This is a genomic window from Candidatus Nomurabacteria bacterium, assembly GCA_023898525.1.
Lineage (GTDB): Bacteria > Patescibacteriota > Minisyncoccia > Phycocordibacterales > UBA918 > OLB19.
This window is the reverse complement of the sequence record CP060227.1, coordinates 781641-802284: the sequence shown is the minus strand read 5'-3', so window position 1 is coordinate 802284 and position 20644 is coordinate 781641. Positions and strand designations below refer to the sequence as shown.

The 20644-nt window shown below is 41.1% G+C and carries 14 protein-coding genes, 1 tRNA gene and 1 other RNA gene; 12 read left to right on the top strand and 4 right to left on the bottom strand.

Annotated features, from left to right (window positions below):
- The first annotated feature begins 72 nt into the window (after window positions 1-72).
- A tRNA-Ile gene (locus tag H6779_03925) sits at window positions 73-145 on the top strand.
- 178 nt (window positions 146-323) lie between these two features.
- On the opposite strand, the gene H6779_03920 is transcribed toward H6779_03925, so the two are convergent.
- Window positions 324-2966 (bottom strand): hypothetical protein, encoded by a 2643-nt coding sequence (locus H6779_03920; GenBank protein USN87532.1) that lies wholly within the window; start codon window positions 2964-2966, stop codon window positions 324-326.
- Between the two features lie 408 nt (window positions 2967-3374).
- Between H6779_03920 and H6779_03915 the strand changes: the two genes are divergently transcribed.
- The 3 genes from H6779_03915 to H6779_03905 are packed head-to-tail and all read left to right on the top strand — an operon-like array spanning window position 3375 to window position 6816.
- Window positions 3375-4874, top strand: coding sequence for an HlyD family efflux transporter periplasmic adaptor subunit (locus H6779_03915; GenBank protein USN87531.1), 1500 nt, complete (start codon window positions 3375-3377; stop codon window positions 4872-4874).
- 6 nt (window positions 4875-4880) lie between these two features.
- On the top strand, window positions 4881-6128 hold the full coding sequence (locus H6779_03910; protein USN87530.1) for an ABC transporter permease: 1248 nt from the start codon (window positions 4881-4883) through the stop codon (window positions 6126-6128).
- Between the two features lie 7 nt (window positions 6129-6135).
- Entirely contained in the window at window positions 6136-6816 is a 681-nt protein-coding gene (locus tag H6779_03905) for an ABC transporter ATP-binding protein (GenBank protein ID USN87529.1), read from the top strand.
- 68 nt (window positions 6817-6884) lie between these two features.
- On the opposite strand, the gene H6779_03900 is transcribed toward H6779_03905, so the two are convergent.
- Window positions 6885-10421, bottom strand: coding sequence for a right-handed parallel beta-helix repeat-containing protein (locus H6779_03900; GenBank protein USN87528.1), 3537 nt, complete (start codon window positions 10419-10421; stop codon window positions 6885-6887).
- Window positions 10422-10627: 206 nt separating this feature from the next.
- Here H6779_03900 and H6779_03895 point away from each other — a divergent pair, with 206 nt between their 5' ends.
- Window positions 10628-11107 carry a hypothetical protein gene (locus H6779_03895; protein ID USN87527.1) on the top strand — a complete coding sequence of 160 codons (480 nt, stop codon included), beginning with the start codon at window positions 10628-10630 and terminating at the stop codon, window positions 11105-11107.
- Between the two features lie 122 nt (window positions 11108-11229).
- Window positions 11230-11697: a hypothetical protein gene (locus tag H6779_03890; GenBank protein USN87526.1), complete on the top strand. Its 468-nt coding sequence runs from the start codon at window positions 11230-11232 to the stop codon at window positions 11695-11697.
- Window positions 11698-11751: 54 nt separating this feature from the next.
- On the opposite strand, the gene H6779_03885 is transcribed toward H6779_03890, so the two are convergent.
- Window positions 11752-13662: an ATP-dependent metallopeptidase FtsH/Yme1/Tma family protein gene (locus H6779_03885; protein ID USN88302.1), complete on the bottom strand. Its 1911-nt coding sequence runs from the start codon at window positions 13660-13662 to the stop codon at window positions 11752-11754.
- A 332-nt stretch (window positions 13663-13994) separates the two neighbouring features.
- On the opposite strand from H6779_03885, the gene smpB reads away from it, so the two are divergent.
- The 4 genes from smpB to H6779_03865 all read left to right on the top strand — a co-directional run bounded on the left by smpB (window position 13995) and on the right by H6779_03865 (window position 18383).
- The gene (gene smpB / locus H6779_03880) at window positions 13995-14441 is read left to right on the top strand and encodes an SsrA-binding protein SmpB (protein USN87525.1); all 447 of its coding nucleotides are present in this window, start codon (window positions 13995-13997) and stop codon (window positions 14439-14441) included.
- 650 nt (window positions 14442-15091) lie between these two features.
- Window positions 15092-16024, top strand: a complete 933-nt coding sequence (locus tag H6779_03875; protein ID USN87524.1) for an IS30 family transposase — start codon at window positions 15092-15094, stop codon at window positions 16022-16024.
- 152 nt (window positions 16025-16176) lie between these two features.
- Window positions 16177-16573: a transfer-messenger RNA gene (gene ssrA / locus H6779_03870) on the top strand.
- 625 nt (window positions 16574-17198) lie between these two features.
- Window positions 17199-18383 carry an MFS transporter gene (locus H6779_03865; protein USN87523.1) on the top strand — a complete coding sequence of 395 codons (1185 nt, stop codon included), beginning with the start codon at window positions 17199-17201 and terminating at the stop codon, window positions 18381-18383.
- On the opposite strand, the gene H6779_03860 is transcribed toward H6779_03865, so the two are convergent.
- Window positions 18370-18849 (bottom strand): hypothetical protein, encoded by a 480-nt coding sequence (locus H6779_03860; GenBank protein USN87522.1) that lies wholly within the window; start codon window positions 18847-18849, stop codon window positions 18370-18372. The two genes, H6779_03865 and H6779_03860, sit on opposite strands and share 14 nt — an antisense overlap.
- 204 nt (window positions 18850-19053) lie before the next feature.
- On the opposite strand from H6779_03860, the gene H6779_03855 reads away from it, so the two are divergent.
- Both H6779_03855 and H6779_03850 read left to right on the top strand, forming a co-directional pair.
- Window positions 19054-19653: a hypothetical protein gene (locus tag H6779_03855; protein USN87521.1), complete on the top strand. Its 600-nt coding sequence runs from the start codon at window positions 19054-19056 to the stop codon at window positions 19651-19653.
- 112 nt (window positions 19654-19765) lie between these two features.
- On the top strand, window positions 19766-20644 hold the full coding sequence (locus tag H6779_03850) for an EamA family transporter (protein ID USN87520.1): 879 nt from the start codon (window positions 19766-19768) through the stop codon (window positions 20642-20644).

Below are 20644 nucleotides of genomic sequence, written 5' to 3'. Positions count from 1 at the left end.
GAGTCGAGAAAACAAGCGCGATAGCATTTGTTTTTCGAGACAAAGAATTGTATCGTTGAAAATTTAATGTGTCCGCCAATAGCTCAGTTGGTAGAGCGCAGAGCTTATACCTCTGTGGTCCTTGGTTCGAGTCCAAGTTGGCGGACACAGGAAATTTTCAATCGATATACCTCTGTGGTCCTTGGTTCGAGTCCAAGTTGGCGGACACAGGAAATTTTCAATCGATATACCTCTGTGGTCCTTGGTTCGAGTCCAAGTTGGCGGACACAGGCAAAATAAAACACTGGCTACTAGCCAGTGTTTTATTTTAGAAAGCAAAAGCTTTATGGAGTCGTTCTGTTAAGGAATTCTTCTAAGTTTGTGTACCCGTCTCCATCTCGGTCACCGTTTCCGTCAGTTCCATCATTTGGGTCGAAGCCGTTTTGAATTTCCCAAGTATCATCCATACCATCTTTATCTGCATCCGGATAAGGTGTACCGCCTCTCAAGACCGGCCAGCCACCAACCTCAGATGGATCATCAATTAATCTACCACCCCCATTTTGAGCATAATTTACTGCCCTCTGATCAACCGAGTCTCTCCTAGGCAGAGTAGCCCCAGCTCCGGCTAAAACAGCTGCTCTTGCTTGAGAAGATGATAAAGCCGGCACTGAAGGCATACCGCTATGCGGAGTAAGAGAACGCTCTGAAAGAGGTCCAGGGATAGGACCTATAAAGCCATCCGTGGTTGCTAGCCATTCGTCTTGGCCGTCAGCTCTATTAGGAGTAATATTGTCCTTAACGTAAACACTTCTTGGTCCATCAGCATAAAGTCCATCAGCTGGTTTCTGAGTACGTATTAGCATTATGTTCTGACGACCGGCGCGACAAGAATTCGGACCGAGCTGAATCGTGTTACCAATCGCATCCAATCTGGTCAACTTTGAACCCAACTGGTCAAATCCTGCGGCATAACACACATTATGAATGACGTTATTAATAAATTGAAAATCTCCACCGTCTCTCGGAGCCATTAGCGCATTCCGACCGAGATTATTAACAAACAAGTTACTGTAGGTTGTTATATTTTTACTTGTAAGACCCCAAATAGCTCCATAAGAGTGGTCTGGTATTTGACCACCACTACTTGGTAGAGGTGAATGTGTAGCATGCATCAATCCTTCAGTTATAATACTCCACTGAACCGTAACATTATTAGCTGGCCAAGCTTCTGTGTTTTCATCGGTCGACCAACTCATGGAAACATGGTCAACAATGACATTAGAAGCATTACTTAAAGATAGGTTATCGCCACAACATTCTGTCATAAATCCTGGTCCACGACGTAAACGTAGATAACGCATGACCACATCGTGTGTATTAATTGTTATAAGTGGAGTAGTATAACCACCACCTGCTCCACTGTATTTTACAAGAACTCCATCTCCAGGCGCAGTTTGACCAGCAATGGTCAAAAATGGATTTTTGATTACAATCGGTGATTCAAGTCCAATAGTTCCACCAACCCTGAAAATAACCGTTCGTGGACCAAAGGCGGTAAGAGCAGCTCTAAGACTACCAGGACCTGAGTCGTTTAGATTTGTTACGTAGATCACTGCTCCACTTCGTCCACCTTTAGCATGCGCACCGTAACCTACCGCTCCAGGGAAAGCCAAACCAGATTGACCGGTATCATCAACTGGAGTCGGATCAACCGGAACAGGATCTGTTATGACCGGATCTGTCGGTGCAACCGTTCCCCCACCCCCACCAAGAATATCAATCAAATTCTGGAGAGCTTGGTCTATATTAGTAGTATCAATACCAGTATTCGTCGTACTATCCGCTCCCGCCTGTGCATTATCAGCTCTTTGTTGTCCTTGTTGTTCGGCTTGGTTGGCGGCTTGGTTGTAGGTGTTGTTGGAGAGTTGGTCAGCTTGGGCCACCGCTTCAGAGGAGCTAGCGGCTTGCTGGGTAATAGCAGCATCCAGGTAGGAGGTACCGTAGCTAGGGTCGGTGTAGCCGGTGCCACCGGAGAGACCAAGGAGTCCGGCCGCGCCTTCCAGGGACTTTTGTGCCAGTTGGCCCACCAGAGCTCCAATGATCTCACCGATCTCATCAGCGGCAATGAGACTGTCGAGACCGGCCCCAAGGTGGTGGTTAAGAGTTTGGTTGATGACTTGTCCCGGAGTGGAGACAGCACAACGTTCTCTGGTGATCGCTCCGCCGGTGATGAGGGGGATTTGGGAACAGATGGCTTTGGACATGAAACCGTCACCGAAGTTTAGGAAACGGGTGGCGTTAACTTGTTGGTTGTTGATTCTGAGAGCCGCTTCACCACTGACGGAGAGGAAGTTACCATAGGGGGTATAGGTGTTGGGTCTGGTGGTGACAGTGTACCAAGTGTCCCAACCACCGTCATTGAAGCTACCGTTAACAAAGTTGTCGATGTTGGCAAGAGCACCTTCGAGGCTGCAGTAGGTGGCGCCAATTGGGTAACCGGCGCGGTAGTGTCTTTGGTAGCCGATGTTGAGGGCGATTTGGAGGTCAAGTCTAAAGGGGCGGCAGACAAAGGGGGCGATACCGAGTTCGTTGACGAATTCACCAAAGACTCGGTCTCCAACCCGGGAGAGGTAGTATTCCAGGTCTTGGACAAAGGCGGGGGAACCTTGGAAACCGGAGTTGATCCACCTGACCACACTGGCAGTCATGACAGCGATCATGCCCTTGGCCACACTCCAGGCTAAGGGGTCCCAGACTAGTTCCTTGAATCTGATGACCGACTCAATAGCCGCTGACATCACGTTGGCGGCGGCACTGACGGCTTGTTCGGCCAGACCCATCAACTGACCACTGAAGGTGGCGACTCCGGCTTCGGCGTGGTTGACTTGGTGGTATGGTTGAGGGATGTATACACTGACAAAAGAGAGGGTGAGGGTGAAGAGGAAGGTGAGGGTGGTTTGGAGGAGGTGGTGGAGGGTGGGCATAGATAATGTGGGTTATTTTATTATTATAGCAGTGGGAGTGTAGATTTTTTTACCAAAGCCACCATCTTTTGTGTATTACTACAACACTAAATCGTGTTTGAAATACATAACTTATATGTATACTCTATCTTTGACACTAACACACGAGGGAATAAGACATGGATACGCTTATTATTGTTGTTGTTCTTTTTGCAATAGGCTTAACTTTGTTTTTTGGTGGTAAATACCTACGTTTCACTGGAGATCTTTGTTCATACGCTGGTATCGCCATCATCATACATACCGCCCTATAGTCACTCATAATTGCGACACCTCTAGATATTTTGAGGTGTCGCCTTCTATTTTTATGTTTTGAAACCACAAGAAAGATTTAAAACCTCTAGCATTTGTACTATACTGTACGGATACATGAAAACTTTTTTTAATAAGAAAACCCGCTACATTGTCATTATTTTAATTGTGATAATCTTGTCAGTTTCTTACTTTGTCAAACACAAAAACAGTACACCTGAATGGATCACAGCCAATGTCGATGTTGGTACAGTTAGTCAGATTATATCTGTTTCCGGTACCGTTGATGCTACCAAAACCGCCAGACTGGCTTTCCCAATTTCCGGAATAGTTGAATCAATCAATGTTTCTAAGGGACAAACTGTTAAAAAGGATGATTTGCTAATATCACTAAAACACCAGGATTTACAAGCTGAATATCAAAGAGCTGTAGGAGACCTAACAATTGCTAAAGCCAACCAAGAAGAAACCCTGTCCGGAGCTCGTCCAGAAGAACGTGATATCGCTAAAACAAAAGTAAAGATAGCGGAAGAAGCGCTAGAGCAAGCCCTCCGTGAGCAAGAAATAAAAGTAACCAATGCCTACCGCACTCTCCTATCAAGCAACCTAACAGCCCAACCAACCGACTCCGACGAAGACAGTACCGCACCCACCATTACTGGCACCTATACTTGTGAGAAAGGAGAATACACTTTAAAAACCTATCGTTCTGACGCAGAGTCAGGATACTCTTATGTATTAAGTGGCCTCGAAAGCGGAACTCACGTTGCCTACACCAACAGCGCTGCCCCACTTGGTAACTGCGGTTTGTATATACAATTTGATCCTAACTCAAAATACGGTAACTCTGAATGGACAATAAAAATACCAAATACCGAAAGTAGCTCTTACGTAACCAACTTAAACGCCTATAATCTAGCAGTTACCACCAAAAACAACACCATAGATGCCTTAAGACAAGATTTGGAATTAGCCAAACAAAACGAAACTCTAACTACTGCCAACCCTCGCACCGAAGCCGTAGAAAGAAACGAAGCTAAAGTTACCCAATCACAAGCTGAGTTAGCTCGTATCGGTGCCCAAATTAAAGACCATATACTCTACGCACCCTTTGCTGGCACGGTTACTGATATTAAACCAGCTCTAGGCGAAACGGTCGGACTTGAACCGGTTGTTACCATGGTGGCTGATGACTTTTTTGAAATCAATGCTCTAATTCCAGAAATCGATATAACCAAGGTCACCTTAGGACAAAAGGCTGAGTTAGTATTTGATGCTCACAGTGATGAAGTCTTGACCGCCACCATAACTTTTGTCTCTCCGCTGGCAGAGACAATTGCCGGTGTCTCCTATTTTGAGACCACCATGATTCTTGATGAACCAGTTAATTGGCTCCGCGGCGGCCTCAATGCTGACATAAATATAATAGTTGAAGAGCGTAAAAATGTCCTGCGTTTACCAAAACGATTTTTAACTGAAGAAGATGGTAATTACACCGTCCTAGTCCCCCAAAACAACACGGCAATTACTATCCCGATAACAGTCGATTTTATCGGCAATGATGGCTACGCCGTAATTGAAGGCTTAAACGAAAACGATGTGGTAATTGCTCCGTAATGACTTATGCGTACTTTTAGAATCGGACTACTGCTTGGCTTTAGACAGATTCAACGAGCTAGCTTTTGGACTACAGCTCTAATTATTTTTGTCATGATGCTGACTTTTCTAAACCTGATAGCGGTATCAGGTGTTTTGGTTGGACTAATTACCGGAGCCGAAAATGCTGTTCGCGAAAACTCCATGGGTGACTTAATTGTCTCAGCCAAAAGTGATGAAGATCATATAGTAAACACCCAAGCCATAGTCCGTGAACTCGATACATACCCAGAAGTTACCACTAGATCTGTTCGCTACCTTGGTGTCGGTGAATTGGAAGCCAACTACAAAGAAAGAAGGGATTTAAAAGGAGATGCTGATGTAACCAATGTCAAAGTATCCGGCGTAGATCCCATAACCGAAAATCAAACATCAGATTTAAGTGAATTTGTCGTGGAGGGAGAATATCTTAGCCCAAACGAAGAAGGTATGATTTTGATTGGCGCCTATTATCTAAGTCAGTACGCTGAGTTGTACGGTGACATTTTTGAAACTATTGAAGACGTTCACCCTGGTGATAGTGTCAGACTAACGGCTGGTGACATATCGAAAGAATTTACCGTCAAAGGAATTTTGCAATCTAAAGTCGACGACGTAAACTTAAACACCTATATTTCCGAAAGAGAGTTTCGAAGACTATTTGGACGAATTGACCAGAACGCTGATTTGATAGCCGTCAAAATCGCTGACCCAACTAAAAATTCTAACGTGAAAGAAGCACTGGTCAGAAGCGGCTTGGATGAATACGCTAAAATCCAAACCTTTGAAGAAGGAACACCAAAATTTATTGCTGATATAAAAAAGACCTTTAATTTGCTCGGTAACTTTATCGGCTCAATTGGCTTAGTAGTTGCCTCCATTACCATCTTCATAATCATTTTTATAAACGCTTTATCAAGGCGCCGTAATATTGGTATCTTAAAAGGTATAGGTATTAGCGAGCGGGCAATTGAAATTGCTTATGTTCTACAAGCTGCTTTTTACGCTTTAATTGGATCGGCTTTAGGTGCCCTACTAACTTATGGTGTACTAATCCCATATTTTGAGATCAACCCGATACAATTCCCTTTCAGTGAAGGTATCTTAGTAGCTGATCCGGTTCTCACTTTTTATAAATTCGTCACTCTCTTCTTCACCACCTTGATTGCTGGCTTTTTACCTGCCTGGCTGATCACTAGACAAAACACTCTTAACTCTATCCTAGGTAGAAAATAAAAATATTATGAAACTAATAAAAGCAAAAAACATTCATAGAACTTTTACTACCGGCGATGTCTCAACCCATGTACTTAAAGGAGTCGATTTTACTGTATCTGAAGGTGAATTCATTGCCATCATGGGTAAATCCGGGGCTGGTAAGTCCACTCTTATGTATCAGCTATCCGTCCTTGATCATCCCACCGAAGGTACCATCATTATCGACAACGTTGATGTCAGTCAACTACCAGAAAGTGACCAAACAGAATTCCGCCTTAATACTCTTGGCTATATCTTCCAAGATTATGCCTTGGCACCCGACTTAAGCGCGATTGAGAATGTTATGCTCCCCCTTCTAATGAAAGGTAATGACTGGGACGAATCTCGAGACAGGGCTTCCGATATGCTGAGCGCCGTCGATCTTGAAGGGAAAGATGAGAATCTTCCCTCTCAATTATCCGGTGGTGAACAACAACGTGTAGCCATCGCTAGAGCGATTGTTGGTAATCCTAAAATTATTTTTGCCGACGAACCGACCGCTAATCTTGACTCGGTTTCCGGTGCCGCCATCATTGACCTATTGGGTCTTTTAAATAAACAAGGTCAAACTATAGTTATGGTCACTCACGAAGAAGAGTATACCAAGCACTGTAATCGGATAGTAAGAATGGAAGACGGACTAATAGTCAAAGAAGATATTCTTTAACAAACATAAAACCGCACTCGACTTCGGGTACGGTTTCAATTCCTACCTTTAACTTTTTTGGGCAAATCCTAATACAAGCTCTCCATCATTACTCTAGTGGCCGGACCAAAGGCTCCGTAACCGGTGGTCTCTGGTGTTCCGTAATTAATAATGTTGTACTTTTCTTGAAAGCGTTTAACCGCCGCCTCAGTACCCTTACCAAAGAAAGTCGTCTCCAATCCAGGTGCCCCATCACCAGTCAGCGAAACTTGGGTTTCCAAATCTGTATTTAGTTTTATTTGCAACCGACGAACATCCTCACCTTCTGATCCGTAAGCTAAATTCCTAGTAAACACAGTCCCGATATTGCCGTTCATTTTCTGGGCCAATAATGACTGCAAATATCGCACCTGATTTAGTAAGTCATTTATCTGCTGCATAAGTAAAGCTTGTCCAACAAGCTCAGCGGAAGGGCTCGGAGTTGAAAACACCGCATTGAGCTTTGCTAGTGTAAGAGGACCGACATTTCCATAACCTTCTTCGTTTCTGCTTTGCAATACTCCATATTTAATTTGAAACTTTCCAACTGCTTCCGCGGTTAATGTTCCGTAAAAATCAGTTTCATTACCCTTGGAGCCGTCACCGTAAGCAGCCACTTGAGTGACAGGATCTCTGTTCAACAATTGTTGGAGTAGTTTGACCTCTGATCCTCTTGAACCAATACCCATCTTGGTAGTTAAAATCGGCTGGGTACTTGCCATCACTGAATTATTAAGACTATTGGTGGTAATTGGAGATTCAGTCGGTGCAACACTATCTCCCGTTGAAGTATTAGATAAATTGTCATTACTTGAATTTGCTGTATTAGAAGAACCAGAACCACCACCAGACGACAATGAGTTAGTCGTATTAGAAGTAGTGTTATTAATTAAACTTGTCCCTTGTGTGTTACTGCCGTTACTGGACGAATTCGACGAAACCATAGAAGCATAAGCCCCAATATCTTCAAAACCTCCACCGGCTGTTGGTTTTAGGAAACTCGAAGAGCTTGGGTTGGTACTGATAAATTCCACCGTACCGGTGCGTTGCCAAGAGTTGTTTACTTGAATACCAGCATCAACTGACCAAATTTTAGTGTCGGTAGATATGTTATTTTTCATTGTAGTATCACCAGCAAAAGTTCCTCTAGCAGCGTTATTCCAAGTGGTGTTATTGATGAAAGTAACATTTTTTCCTTGGTTTGTATCCAAACCTCTACTCCGATTAGAATAAGATATGTTGTGATCGATGTAAGCGTTTCTACCCTGAACAGTAGTGCCAGCTTTGATACCTCCAGCTTTGATGCCGTTACCATCACCTGCCGCTAAACCATTAGAATAGAAGATACTATAACCAACATAAGTTCCCACCGACACCCAAGTATCAATACCATCATCAGAATTGTTGTAGACCAGACAATTTTCAACCCTATTATCAAAACCACTATGAACCTTCAAACCGTCAGCATTATTACCGTCATTATAACCACTACCAGTTAAACCAGCATCGGAGTTATCGTGCGCAATACAATTACGCATAATATTCCTGGAACCAGCATTAGGCTTATCATCACCATTAGGAGAACTGTATATACTGATACCAGACAGAGTATTATGATGAGAGTGTATACCATCAACGATATTATCAGTACCGTTAATCTCAATACCAGATCTAGGCATTCCTTTTACCTCTATATTGCGTAAGTGTATATATTTACCCGTGATTAATAATTGAGTCCAGCTTCCTCTTAGCAGACTAGCTCCATCAAACACCGCTTTTTGTCCTGGATAGCTCTCATAGATCACCGGATTGGAAGCAGTACCAATATTATTGAGGTAAATGTTCTTAGTTACTTGGTAAGTACCACCTTTAAGGAAAACGACATCTCCAGCTACAGCTTTGTCAATAGCAGTCCAGATGTCACAAGGATTGGCGTCAGTACAGGCAGCTCCAGTACCATTTGGTGCAACGAAGATAGTACCTTGGCTAAGAGGAGTTGGGGTGATGGGTTGTGGACCGATGCCATCTATTGTACCAACAGAGATATTTGAAGACGAACCGGCAATTGTAATGTCTTGACTAAAATTATTGTTAGATTCATTAGACTCAGAAATATTACCATTGCTATCAACTTTGGCAGTTAATGTATGTGAGCCTTCTGATACTGTATAAACACTACCACTAACAATACTCACTGATGCTCCTACAGCCAACGGGCCAGAGGTTTGCCCTTGGACCTTTTCAATATCATCTACCAAGAAGGCTACTCCTATACTCTTATTACTTGGTGTAGCGGCCGCCCCTTGATTTTTTACTACTGCGGTAAACTTTCCAGTACTTTCGTCGTACGACAAACTTTCCACTACCAGATCTGATAGAGACACTGTTGTCCCACCACTCGATACTCCAGCATAAGCCCCAATATCTTCAAAACCTCCACCGGCTATTGGTTTTAGGAAACTCGAAGAGCTTGGGTTGGTACTGATAAATTCCACCGTACCGGTGCGTTGCCAAGAGTTGTTGTCTGCGTATTTTGGATTACTTGGACCAAGCGGGTCTGTGGTTACGTTATTAAGAGCTGTTACCTCCTTTGATAAAACCAGGCCGTAAGTTGCGTTATTCCAAGTCGTATTATTAATATATGTCTGGTCTACTCCTCCATTATGGATAATGCCACCATATCCAGCATTTGAGTATGACAAGTTATGCTCCACAATAGTACCAAAACTTTGTCCTTGTGATGACCCAGCCTTTATACCATTACCATTACCGCTAGCATAACCATTGGAATGAACAATATTGTAACCAAAATAAGTATTAGTTGACCGCCAGGCGTCGATACCATCATCGGAGTTATGGTAGACCAAACAATGCTCAACTCTATTACCTTCACCAGAAGAGATTGCTACACCATCAGCATTATTTCCATCACCAAAGCCGGATGAAGTTAGCCCAGCGTCAGAGTTGTCATGAGAAGTACAGTTGCGAATAACATTTCGAGAACCATAGGCATCATATGGATACTGATCGTAGGGGCTATAGACCTGAATACCACTCAAAGCATTATGGTGCACATGTATACCGTCAAGTAAGTTATCTGTACCACCAATCCAGATACCTTGGACCGGCATGTTTTTGACTTCAAACTTACGTAGCTGAATATGTTTTCCAGTTAGCTGTAAAAAAACTTTCAACCCTTTTTCGTTCTGACCACCGTCAAACACCGCCCACTCTCCCGGGTAACTTTCAAATACTATTGGATTAGCAGCCGTAGCTGTGTGGTACATATTTACTTTTTTATCTAAAGCGTAAGTCCCTCCCCGCAAAAAAACCACGTCACCCGGCACAACCTTGCCGTTTGCCGTCCAAATACTACACGGAGACACTTCTGTACAATTAGTACCACTTCCGTCTGGTGCTACAAAAAGAGTCCCTTGACTTAAAGGAGTAGACTCAACTGTCTGGGGACCAAGATCACTAAGTGACGCCGCCAAAGCCACTTGCTGCCAACCATACAATATAAAAATAAGACCTGTGAAGATCAATGCACCAAACACCCTTAAAAAGAAACCGCCAATAATTTTCATGAAGTAAATAAATTTATTTTTAAAATATCTTTGAATTATACAATGGTGAAGTGTTTAGATACTAGGGGAATTTTCTCATAACACAACGTTAAACTTCAACCAACCTTAAACTAACCACTAAATCTATCTTTTTGCTTACACTCAAATATAATGCTAGTATTAGTTTTTGGAAGCACTATTTTCAACCAAAACAAGGAGGTGTCCCAATGGAGACAAAACATTTACCGATAGTATACGAAAAAAAATTACCAGTAATAGCGGAAGAAGGTCCTCTTTGGGATCACTTTTACAAATTCGTAAAAAAATATCATAAATTTGGTCCTTTTAAACCATTTGCTAGCTATGTTAGATCAGGTGACCCAAACCGAAGTATAAAAGGAATTGAAGTTTTTATAGTTGGCTGGTCTTTTAAATACAAAAGGGTTAGTTGTTGTCTTGAAGTAATAACTTGCAACCACATACCTTTTCCAGACATGGTAGTCGGATTTCAACTTGACCTACCAAAAGATTTGCATAATGTAAAATTGGTACCAGTCTTACTAACCGAAATGTGGCTCAGGGAAATTTTGTCTATCTTTCTAAAAAAAGTAGCTAGAAAATATTTAAAAACTATCACCTTGTACTATACAAAATGTTTATGGCTTTGTTTAACAAATCCAAAACTTTGGTTTGTAAAAGAAGATTAAGATCAGTATCAAAACATAAGCAGACCATTACGGTCTGCTTTTTTACTTTTTAAGTTTGTGATAGAGTAAAAAGAGTTTGAACCTTGGACATAAACACAATCTCATACAAGGAGGAAAAGTACATGAACAATGCAGATATATTTTCGTTTTTTGGTGATAATGATGATGTATATGGTGAAAACATATATAAAAGTGAAATAATCAACCAATTACTAATATTGGAGCAAGGGACAATTTATAGACCTGACCTAGACTGCCTTTTTGTACAGACCGAAAAAGTTGAATACAGTGAACTGAATCCGTGCAGAATAGATCTTATAGGTAACAACAACTTATACGGTCTATTTATAGACAACAATAACAGTAATCAAGCCTTTGCCCTAGTTTTTTTTAACTTTAAATCTTTATTGGACAACAGTTTAGATATTATTGATAAAGAAAATTTTATAATCAAACTGTTACACGAATTATCTGACGGAGTGCCTGAAGAACACTTAAGATTAATATTAGAGTTCATTGAAAAAAACAATATAACCATACCATCAGAAATAATCATTGACGCTCTGAAATTTGGCGAGACAGTTCATTGAACTATCAAAAAAACGGTCGCAAGCGACCGTTTTTTCAATTCTTTTTAAAATATCTTACTTATCCGCCAAAGTGTCACCATCCGGGTCAAGCTCTAGAGCTTTGGTTGGGTCACCAACTTTCTCCTCTTTTTCCCTTTGCTCCTTATAAACATCTTTGATCTCAACACCTTCTTGCTTTAGGAGCGCTTCATACTCTTCTCTTTCCAATGTTTCTACTTCAGCTAACTTGTGAGAAATAACGTCAAGCGCCTTGCGATACTTCGTCAAAATTTCTCGCGCCTTTTCTTTTCCTTCTTCGATTATTTTCTTCACCTCATCATCTATTGCTTTAGCTACCTGAGGTGAGTAACCCCTATCCTCACTCATACCGCCACCGATCATTCTTCCGCCAGTCCCTTCAAAAGCAATCGGACCGAGCTCGCTCATACCATACTTAGTGACCATGTCTCGCGCCATATTCGCCACCACTTGCAAGTCGTTACTTGGACCGGTAGTCAAGTCACCAAAGATCATTTCTTCAGTCACATAGCCACCAAGTGTCATTGCGATATCATCCAAGAATTCCTTCTTGGTGTGCATTCGTCGATCCTCATCTGGTAACTTGAGAGTATAACCGGCCGCTCGTCCACGAGAGATGACTGAAATTTTCTGCACCGGATCAGTATAAGGCAAGACAGACGCTACCAAAGCATGTCCTACTTCATGATAAGCAGTCAACAATCGCTCGCGCTTAGAAAGTACATGACTCTTACGCTCTGGACCGAGCATCACTTTTTCGATTGAACGGATAACATCAAATTGTCCAACCTTATTTCTCTTTTCACGGGCCGCTAAGATGGCCGCTTCGTTCATGAGAGAGTACAGATCTGCACCAGAAAAACCAGGTGTACGCTGCGCCACTATCTCTAGATTCACGTCATCCTGAAGTGGTTTTTTGCGGGCATGCACTTTTAGAATTTCTTCACGGTCTTTACGGTCTGGTAAGTCAATTGTAACCCGTCGGTCAAAGCGGCCAGGACGAAGGAGTGCTGGATCAAGCACGTCCGGACGGTTGGTAGCTGCCATGACAATCACCTTTGCATTTGGCTCAAAACCATCCATCTCAACCAAGATTTGGTTTAAGGTTTGTTCACGCTCATCATTACCTCCCCCCACTCCCGTACCACGAACCCGTCCCACTGCATCAATCTCATCCACAAAGATAATTGCCGGCGCTGATTTTTTAGCCATAGAAAACAAGTCACGCACTCGCGAAGCACCAACCCCCACAAACATCTCTACGAACTCTGATCCAGAGATAGAGAAGAAAGGCACTCCAGCCTCTCCCGCTACCGCCCGTGCCAACAATGTCTTTCCGGTACCCGGCGCCCCCATCATCATCACCCCTTTTGGAATCTCTGCACCAATATCCAGGAACTTCTTTGGATTTTTAAGGAAGTCCACTATCTCTTCAAGTTCTTGTTTAGCTTCTTTAGCCCCCGCCACATCTTTAAAGGTAACTTTTTGTGAGGTGTCATTTGGGTCAATCATCCGTGCCTTACTTGAACCGAAATTAAGAGCCTGCATACCAGCCCCTTTAACTGACCGCATGAAAAACCAAACGATGATAATCAAAAACAGCAGCGGGAAAATAAACGGTGCAAATTGTCCAAGCCAGTAGCCAAAACCAGTCTCACGTTGTACGTCTATCTTTATGGCATTCAACTGATCAGTAGTTACTCCCAGATTTGTCAAAGACTCGGTCACAGAAGCGTCTGTTTCCCTCTTTGTCTCAGCCGAATTACGGGTTTCGTCGGTATAGTTAATCTCGAGCTTGCTACCACGCACAATTATCTCCTTCACCTCACCAGCCTTTACCTGCGTCACTACTTCAGAAAGCGAAATTTCTTCCGGCTTCTGTTGTGTATCAGTCAGGTGACTGAAGACTAGTGTAATCAAAACCAGCAACAACACTGTCGACAACATGTTGTTCCAAAAGTTTCCAGCGCCGATTGGCATCTGTTGACCAGCTCCTCGGATTCTTTTCATTGCCCCAGGCTTTTCTTGCCCTTTCTTATCAACACCTTTTTTATCATCGACTGCCTTAGGCTCAGTTGATTTATCTTGTTTATTTTCATTATTAATAGCGGAATTTGTATCAGTTTCAGTTGTTTCCACTTTTTCTTTTTCTGTTTTTGACATAGTATCGTGCATTATACATAAAAATACATATATTACGAGTACATACGATTCCAAACACTAATATTTATTTGCCCAATCCTCCCACAACCACTATAGTATTATGGATATACATAAATATGACTGATTATATTCGCAACAAAAAAGCCACTTTTGATTTTGAAATCCTGGACACCTTTGAAGCTGGGGCTGTTTTGAATGGCTTTGAAGTCAAGGCGATCAGAAATGGCAAAGCCAGTCTAAATGGAGCTTATGTTGTAATTCGTGGTGGCGAAGCTTGGCTACTTGGTGCCTCTATCAGTCCCTACCAAATTCCCAACACTCCAAAAAACTACGACCCAGAACGTACCCGCAAATTACTTTTAAACAAAAAAGAACTCAAAGAACTAGTACAAAAAGGCGAACAGCAAGGTTTGACAATAGTGGCAATTAAGTGGTATAGTAAAAACAGAAAGATCAAGCTACAAATCGCGCTGGTACGCGGTAAGAAAAAAGCCGACAAGCGCGAAAAGCTAAAAGAGCGGGATACGAAGAGAAATATCGAGCGTATTCTAAAGAGTCAATAAAATAAAGGAGGTTCCAAAATGGATGAGCAATTTTTACTTACTGCTATTTTTTTAGTTCCAGTAATTATTACCTTGTGTATGATTTTCTGGGAGAAAAGATGTCCGAAATGCAAAAGATGGTTTGCTTTACATAGAATCTATATACAAGGAATGGATATCTATAGAGTAATAACAGAATGTAAGTATTGCAAATACGAAAAAATAAAAGATAGACTTTATTATGAATTATGAAGAGCTATGATTTTACCGCAATCTTTTACACAAGAAACATAACCTGTAATAATTACATATACAAAAAACAGATAAAAGATATGCACTAATTACAGTATAATATAAATATAATTTCAGACGAACCCACCCCCCGGCAAAGGCTCACGCGTTTGCCGGGTAATTTATTTTCAACATCCCTCATCCTTCATCACAATTAGGATGAGAATTATAGCAATCAATAAAATCTGCCAAAGGTACTATAATGAAAATAAAGTAGGTGCGACCCTAGAGAGGAGCGATTGAGCTCCGGAAAAAGGTCGTTCCTAGGTTATTTTCCACAATAATCAATAAGTAATTTGTGTCCCTGAATTCTCACCCTAATTGCACAATCCTTTGCACCCTAATTGCACAGGTCAAGATGACATACATACTGCTTTTGTATGTCACACAAACAAATAGGACCGGAAGACTGGCCGGTTATTTCACGTATGCTCAAAGCGGGATACTCAGGAGTGGAGATTGCGCACATTATCAACAAAGATCCAAGTGCGGTTAATAGACATATTAAAGCGTATGGTGGTCGGGATAGATACGATGCTCGCGAGGTTCGCAGAAAGAAAAAACAGGCACGTATCATTGCTATGGAAGGTACTAGAATACTCAAAGGAGTATTATTACGAGAAGTGAAACGATTATTAAAACAACACTACTCACCGGAACAGATAGTCGGAGTACGTGATGACATCTCTGCGAGCACTATCTACCGATACATTAACGAACGAGCTCCACACCTTAAACAATTTCTTCGTTCTCAGAAAGGCAAGTATCGGCGCAAACGAGGCACCAAAATACGTGAAAAAGTTCGTGAAAGAGCCAAGAAACGTCGTATTGATGAACGACCGCCCATTATTGAACGTCGCTCCCGTTTGGGAGATTGGGAGGGAGATACTATGCTGGGAAGAGACAAACGAGTACGTATTGTCACCTTCGTTGATCGCAGAAGCGGGTATCTAATTGCGTATCTTCTGCCAAAATTAAATGCTACTTTACTCACTAAACTGGCGGTGGAAAAATTCAGGCGTATACCCAAAAACAAACGAAAGACCGCTACCTTTGATAACGGTACCGAGTTCAGTGACTGGGAACGGTTTGAGAAACAAACGAGTATGACTGTGTACTTTGCTTATCCATACCACTCTTGGGAGCGTGGTACCAATGAAAATACTAACGGGCTACTTCGACAATATTTTCCGAAAGACTTGGATTTCAACACCATTACTCCACAAGAACTTTCTGAAGCGGTTCGTCGTATAAATCATCGTCCTAGAAAGAGACATAATTTCAAGTCTCCACATCAGATATTTTGGAAGTGATGGTCTGTGCAATTAGGGTGGTGATTCAAGGTCACTCATTTGTATAAAATGGCAAAATATGGTATAATGAAAAAAGTGGTAAATTGACAATTTAAAACTACACGCCGTTCCCAGTCACGATTTTAGCGAAGGCTTTCGCTAAAATCGTGACTGGGGATGCTAGGCATCGACGGTTAGTCGTGTCGGTTGTGTGCAGTGTCGAAACAGGCAATCAATTCGTTAAAAGGTTCCACTTTGTATTTGCAAAAAAAGCAATACCAAGTCCTTATGCTAACGCATTTGGATTCGCTCCCGCTTTTGCGTAAACTTACGCTAGCCGGAATGATGCAGGTTCAGTAAAGGTCTCATACGCTGATACTTGTAGAATAGCCACGAGACTTTGGAAGCCTTTGTCGTTGTCATAGGTTTCTAAGAATTAAACAACTCGAGTCATTTGTGTTTTGTCAGTTCATAAGCAAATGATTTTAAATCCAAAAAACTAACTACGCACTGTAGACTCACGATCACACCCTAATTCGGACGCGGGTTCAATTCTCGCCATCTCCACAAATAATTAATAAGGCCCCATTTTGGGGCTTTTATTATTTGTGGAGATGGAGCACAGTGCCTGCGCACTGTGCGTCGAGAATTGAAAAGCGGAATGATGTGGCTTTGCCACAAATGAGCTGGGGTCGAGAGTACTTAGTAGAATCTGAGCGGAGCGAAAGATTATACTTAGTAACTCGTGACCGATTCCCCCATCTCCACAAATTAAAACATTAACGCTCAAATGAGCGTTTTTTGTTTTTTAGTGTAGATGGGAGCGAATGAACTGCTTCATTCGCGCGGTAATTGAAACGGTCGCAGGCATGTTTTCAGTTCATTTCCTAGAACTGAAAACAGCTGTTGAAACAGTGTCTAAACACTGTTTCAAAGCCTACAGGTACTTAGCAGATTTTTTACTTTGTAAAAAAATCTGCTAAGTAACTTGGAGGTTCAATTCCCTTATATATAGAAAGAAGATATAAAATAAATGGTGGCTGACCCCATTTTCTGTGACCCCATTTTCTGTGCGATATTGCTGATAATGTGTAGATCTGGCTGATAAGATCTCAAGTTACACCCTCGTCTTTACGACGAGGGTTCTTTTTTGTTAAAAAATTAAACTTTCTTCAAAAGATGCTACAATCAGACCTTGGATATGTTATTGCAAGCTGAGAAAAATCTAAAACTTTTAAATATTCTAGCTTTCTTGTATAGCTTTAGAACTTTTGAGGGAGTATTAGTCATTTTCTTTGTCACTATTACAAACTCCTATGCTACAGGCATGACCGTGTTCGCTATCATGCATGCTACCAGTAGCCTTATGGAAGTACCGACCGGAATACTCTCGGATCATATCGGACGCAAAAAGACCATAATTCTCTATATGCTGACCAACTTCTTAGCTGTACTACTCTACTCTCTTGCTGACTCCACTATCTACCTAGTACTCGGTGCTATTCTGGTAGGATTATCCATTTCACTCGGTAGTGGTACTATTTCAGCTTTTGTCTATGAAAATCTAGAAGTGTCTGGAAAGACAAATTTATATAAAAAGTTTGAAGGTAAACGTCGAGCTCAAGGTATGTATTCTTTAGTAGTAGCCGGTCTTATTGGTACTCTTATTATTTATTTTTACGATATTCGTGCCACTTTGTTAGCCGCCGCAGTTATTATGTTTATCGGTTTAGTCTTATCATTATTATTGACCGATCTTAAAAAATTCAAGCCAAACAAAAGTAATATTTACTACAATCTAAAGACTGCATTAAAAGAATTTAAAAGTAACACTTCGCTCAGAGACTTGAGCTTAGGAAAAATGTTTTCCCGGGGAGTAGGTAACGCAGAATACCGCTTTCGCTCTCTTTTCTTTTCTTCCCTTATGCCTGATTGGCTAGTAAGTCTAATCATAACTTTTGGTAGCTTTATCACCGGATTAATTATGCATGCTAACCATTTCATAGTAGAGAAAATTGGTATTAAAAAATCACTGGTGCATTTAAATATTTTTGAAAAAATATCAGTTTCGGTGTTAGCTGTTATTTATACGCCTATAGCCGCCTTCTTTATGGATATAATTACCAGTATTAGCTATGGAGTACGTGAAATTGCTACCGAGGATCTGCTACAAGCTAAATATACTAAGGAACAGCGGGCAACCATGGGGAGTTTGGTCGGACTAGGTGGTAGCATTATCTACGTTATCATCGCTTACCTAACTGGATTAATCGCTGATAAGATTGGCCTTTTGAACACAATCATTTTGTTACAAGCGGTCTTCTTTATTGCTATTTACTTCTTCTGGCGAGGTTTGGAAAATAAAACTAGAATAATTTAAACTTAATACCCCTCACCAATCTCAGCCAACCCATCATCAGCCAAGTCAGTCCGGCGTAAGCGGCAAAAATCACGACCAAGTATTCGATAGTTTCGGAAGAAAAAGTCCATTCCCACACCGGAAATTTCCAATTTACAACTTCATAAGTGAAACCAAGAGCAATGGACCAGAGATACACCTGAAGCAGTGAGTAGTGTTTTAGCAACAATACATTAGCCATCATAATTCCGTACGACAGAAACCCATTTACAAACAAAAACCAAAGCACAAAACCGGCCCCATAATCAAACACACCAATTGACTTGCCGAAAATGAAATCAAAAGCAATGCCAAACGGCAATCCGAGCAAAATACCAATAGATAAATATTTGAAAATGTTAGCTTTTTCCTTAGCCACCGCCGCGTGAACGATAAAGAAAATAAGTTGAAATAGCACAACGACGCTAAGGTTTGGCAGATATTCCATCATCAGAGTATAGCACCATTTTTACCACCCGCATGGGACACCTTAATTGAATTAAGCTGTTAAACAATACAGCACTTAAACCATTCTGGGAGTTTTATGGGCGGAGAATGTAAGAAACACCGGATTATCACGTCAACTAGATGAACCACTCTAATGATAGTGTCTAAATACTAATTTGGCTTTAGTTTTAAAGTTAAATGCTTTATGACAGCTTATCAGATGGGGTTTAGTTATTTCTTGTTCTTTCAGGATAAACCAATGTATAAACGTATATTTATCTGTGTTCATGTAATATTTTTGTTCATATATGGCACACAAAACGTTGTAGCAAAAACAGAGCCGAGAGACATCGGCAACAGTAACGCTTCACTTACTATACTAGAAAATAACGAGAATTTGACACTTCCTGATCTGGGTCAAAGCCGGACAAGGTTTCCGTTAGCTGTATCCGGCAACGTAACAAATCAAACAATTTTTAATTGGTTTGATGACACAGATGAATTTATCGATAATTCTAGAGTCATGATGAATTTTAGGTATGGCAACTTAAGACAGAACATAAACTTAACGGGGCGCTATACTAATAATAGTGATTTTATGACTAAAACAGTCTCTTACCAATATCCACTTAATAGCTTGTTTAGCTTACACGGCAATCTTAGACGAGCTAATAACGATGAATATGGTTCATTTGGTTTTGGTATGAGAATTAATCCGGTCTTACGCCTCACCAGTCAAGTAACCGCTCGTCTCGCTGATCCAGATCTGGTAAAAGGTAGTGTTAAAGTTAGTATTCGTTTTTGAGCTTAAATTATGATAAGAAAAATTCATTAACCCGTCACTATTTAAGTGACGGGTGTTTTTTAAATAAGTAAACCTTATTAACTTATCATAATACGGCTGCTATACTTACTCGATGGAAATTTGGTTTATAGCAGCAGTACTGGCTGCGGTACTGGCCGGAGTCAGTAATTTCTACTTTAAAATAGCGGCAAGTCGTGGATACAATGCTGAAGTTTTCATACTTTATGGCGGACTATCATCTTCAATACTCATCATACCCATTGCCTTGATACTAAATTATTCAATATGGCAAATTAATTTTTTTACTTTAATGATGACGATCGGTGGAATAATTGCTTCTTTGGGAGGAATTATGAAAGTGTATGCTCTTCGTCATGTCGATTCCACTATATTCTTCCCTCTTTTTAAATTACTTTCTCCAGGATTAGCTATTATATTTGGCATTATTTGGTTTAATGAAAGCTTCACTTCAACTGAGTGGCTTGGAATGGTCTTGGGACTAACCGTGCCTCTTATGCTAATTACCAAAGCCGAAAACGGCCGGCAAAATAATTTGAAGGCTGGACTAATTTTCGTGCTCCTTACCGCCTTAGTTTCCGCCCTAGCTGCTGCCGTGGGTAAATTCGTTATAGATTCCGGAATCCAAGTTCTAGTCGCACTTTTTTACTCTTCAGTAGGTGTATTTATAGGGACCTTAATTACAATAATCTTTAAACAGGGATTTAGACCTACTTTTAATCATATAAAAACAGATTCTAATTTCAAACTAATATTACACTCTTCACTACGCTCCATCTTTATTAGTTTGGCTTTTTACTTAGTTTTATACGCATATACTAAAGGCGGCACCTTAGGAATTGTCCAAACCATTCATTCTTTATATATACTGATACCAATTATACTTTCGATAATTTTCTACAACGAGCATTGGAATCTCCAAAAAGCTATCGCCATCACGCTATCCATACTATCCCTTGCTTTACTTGGATAA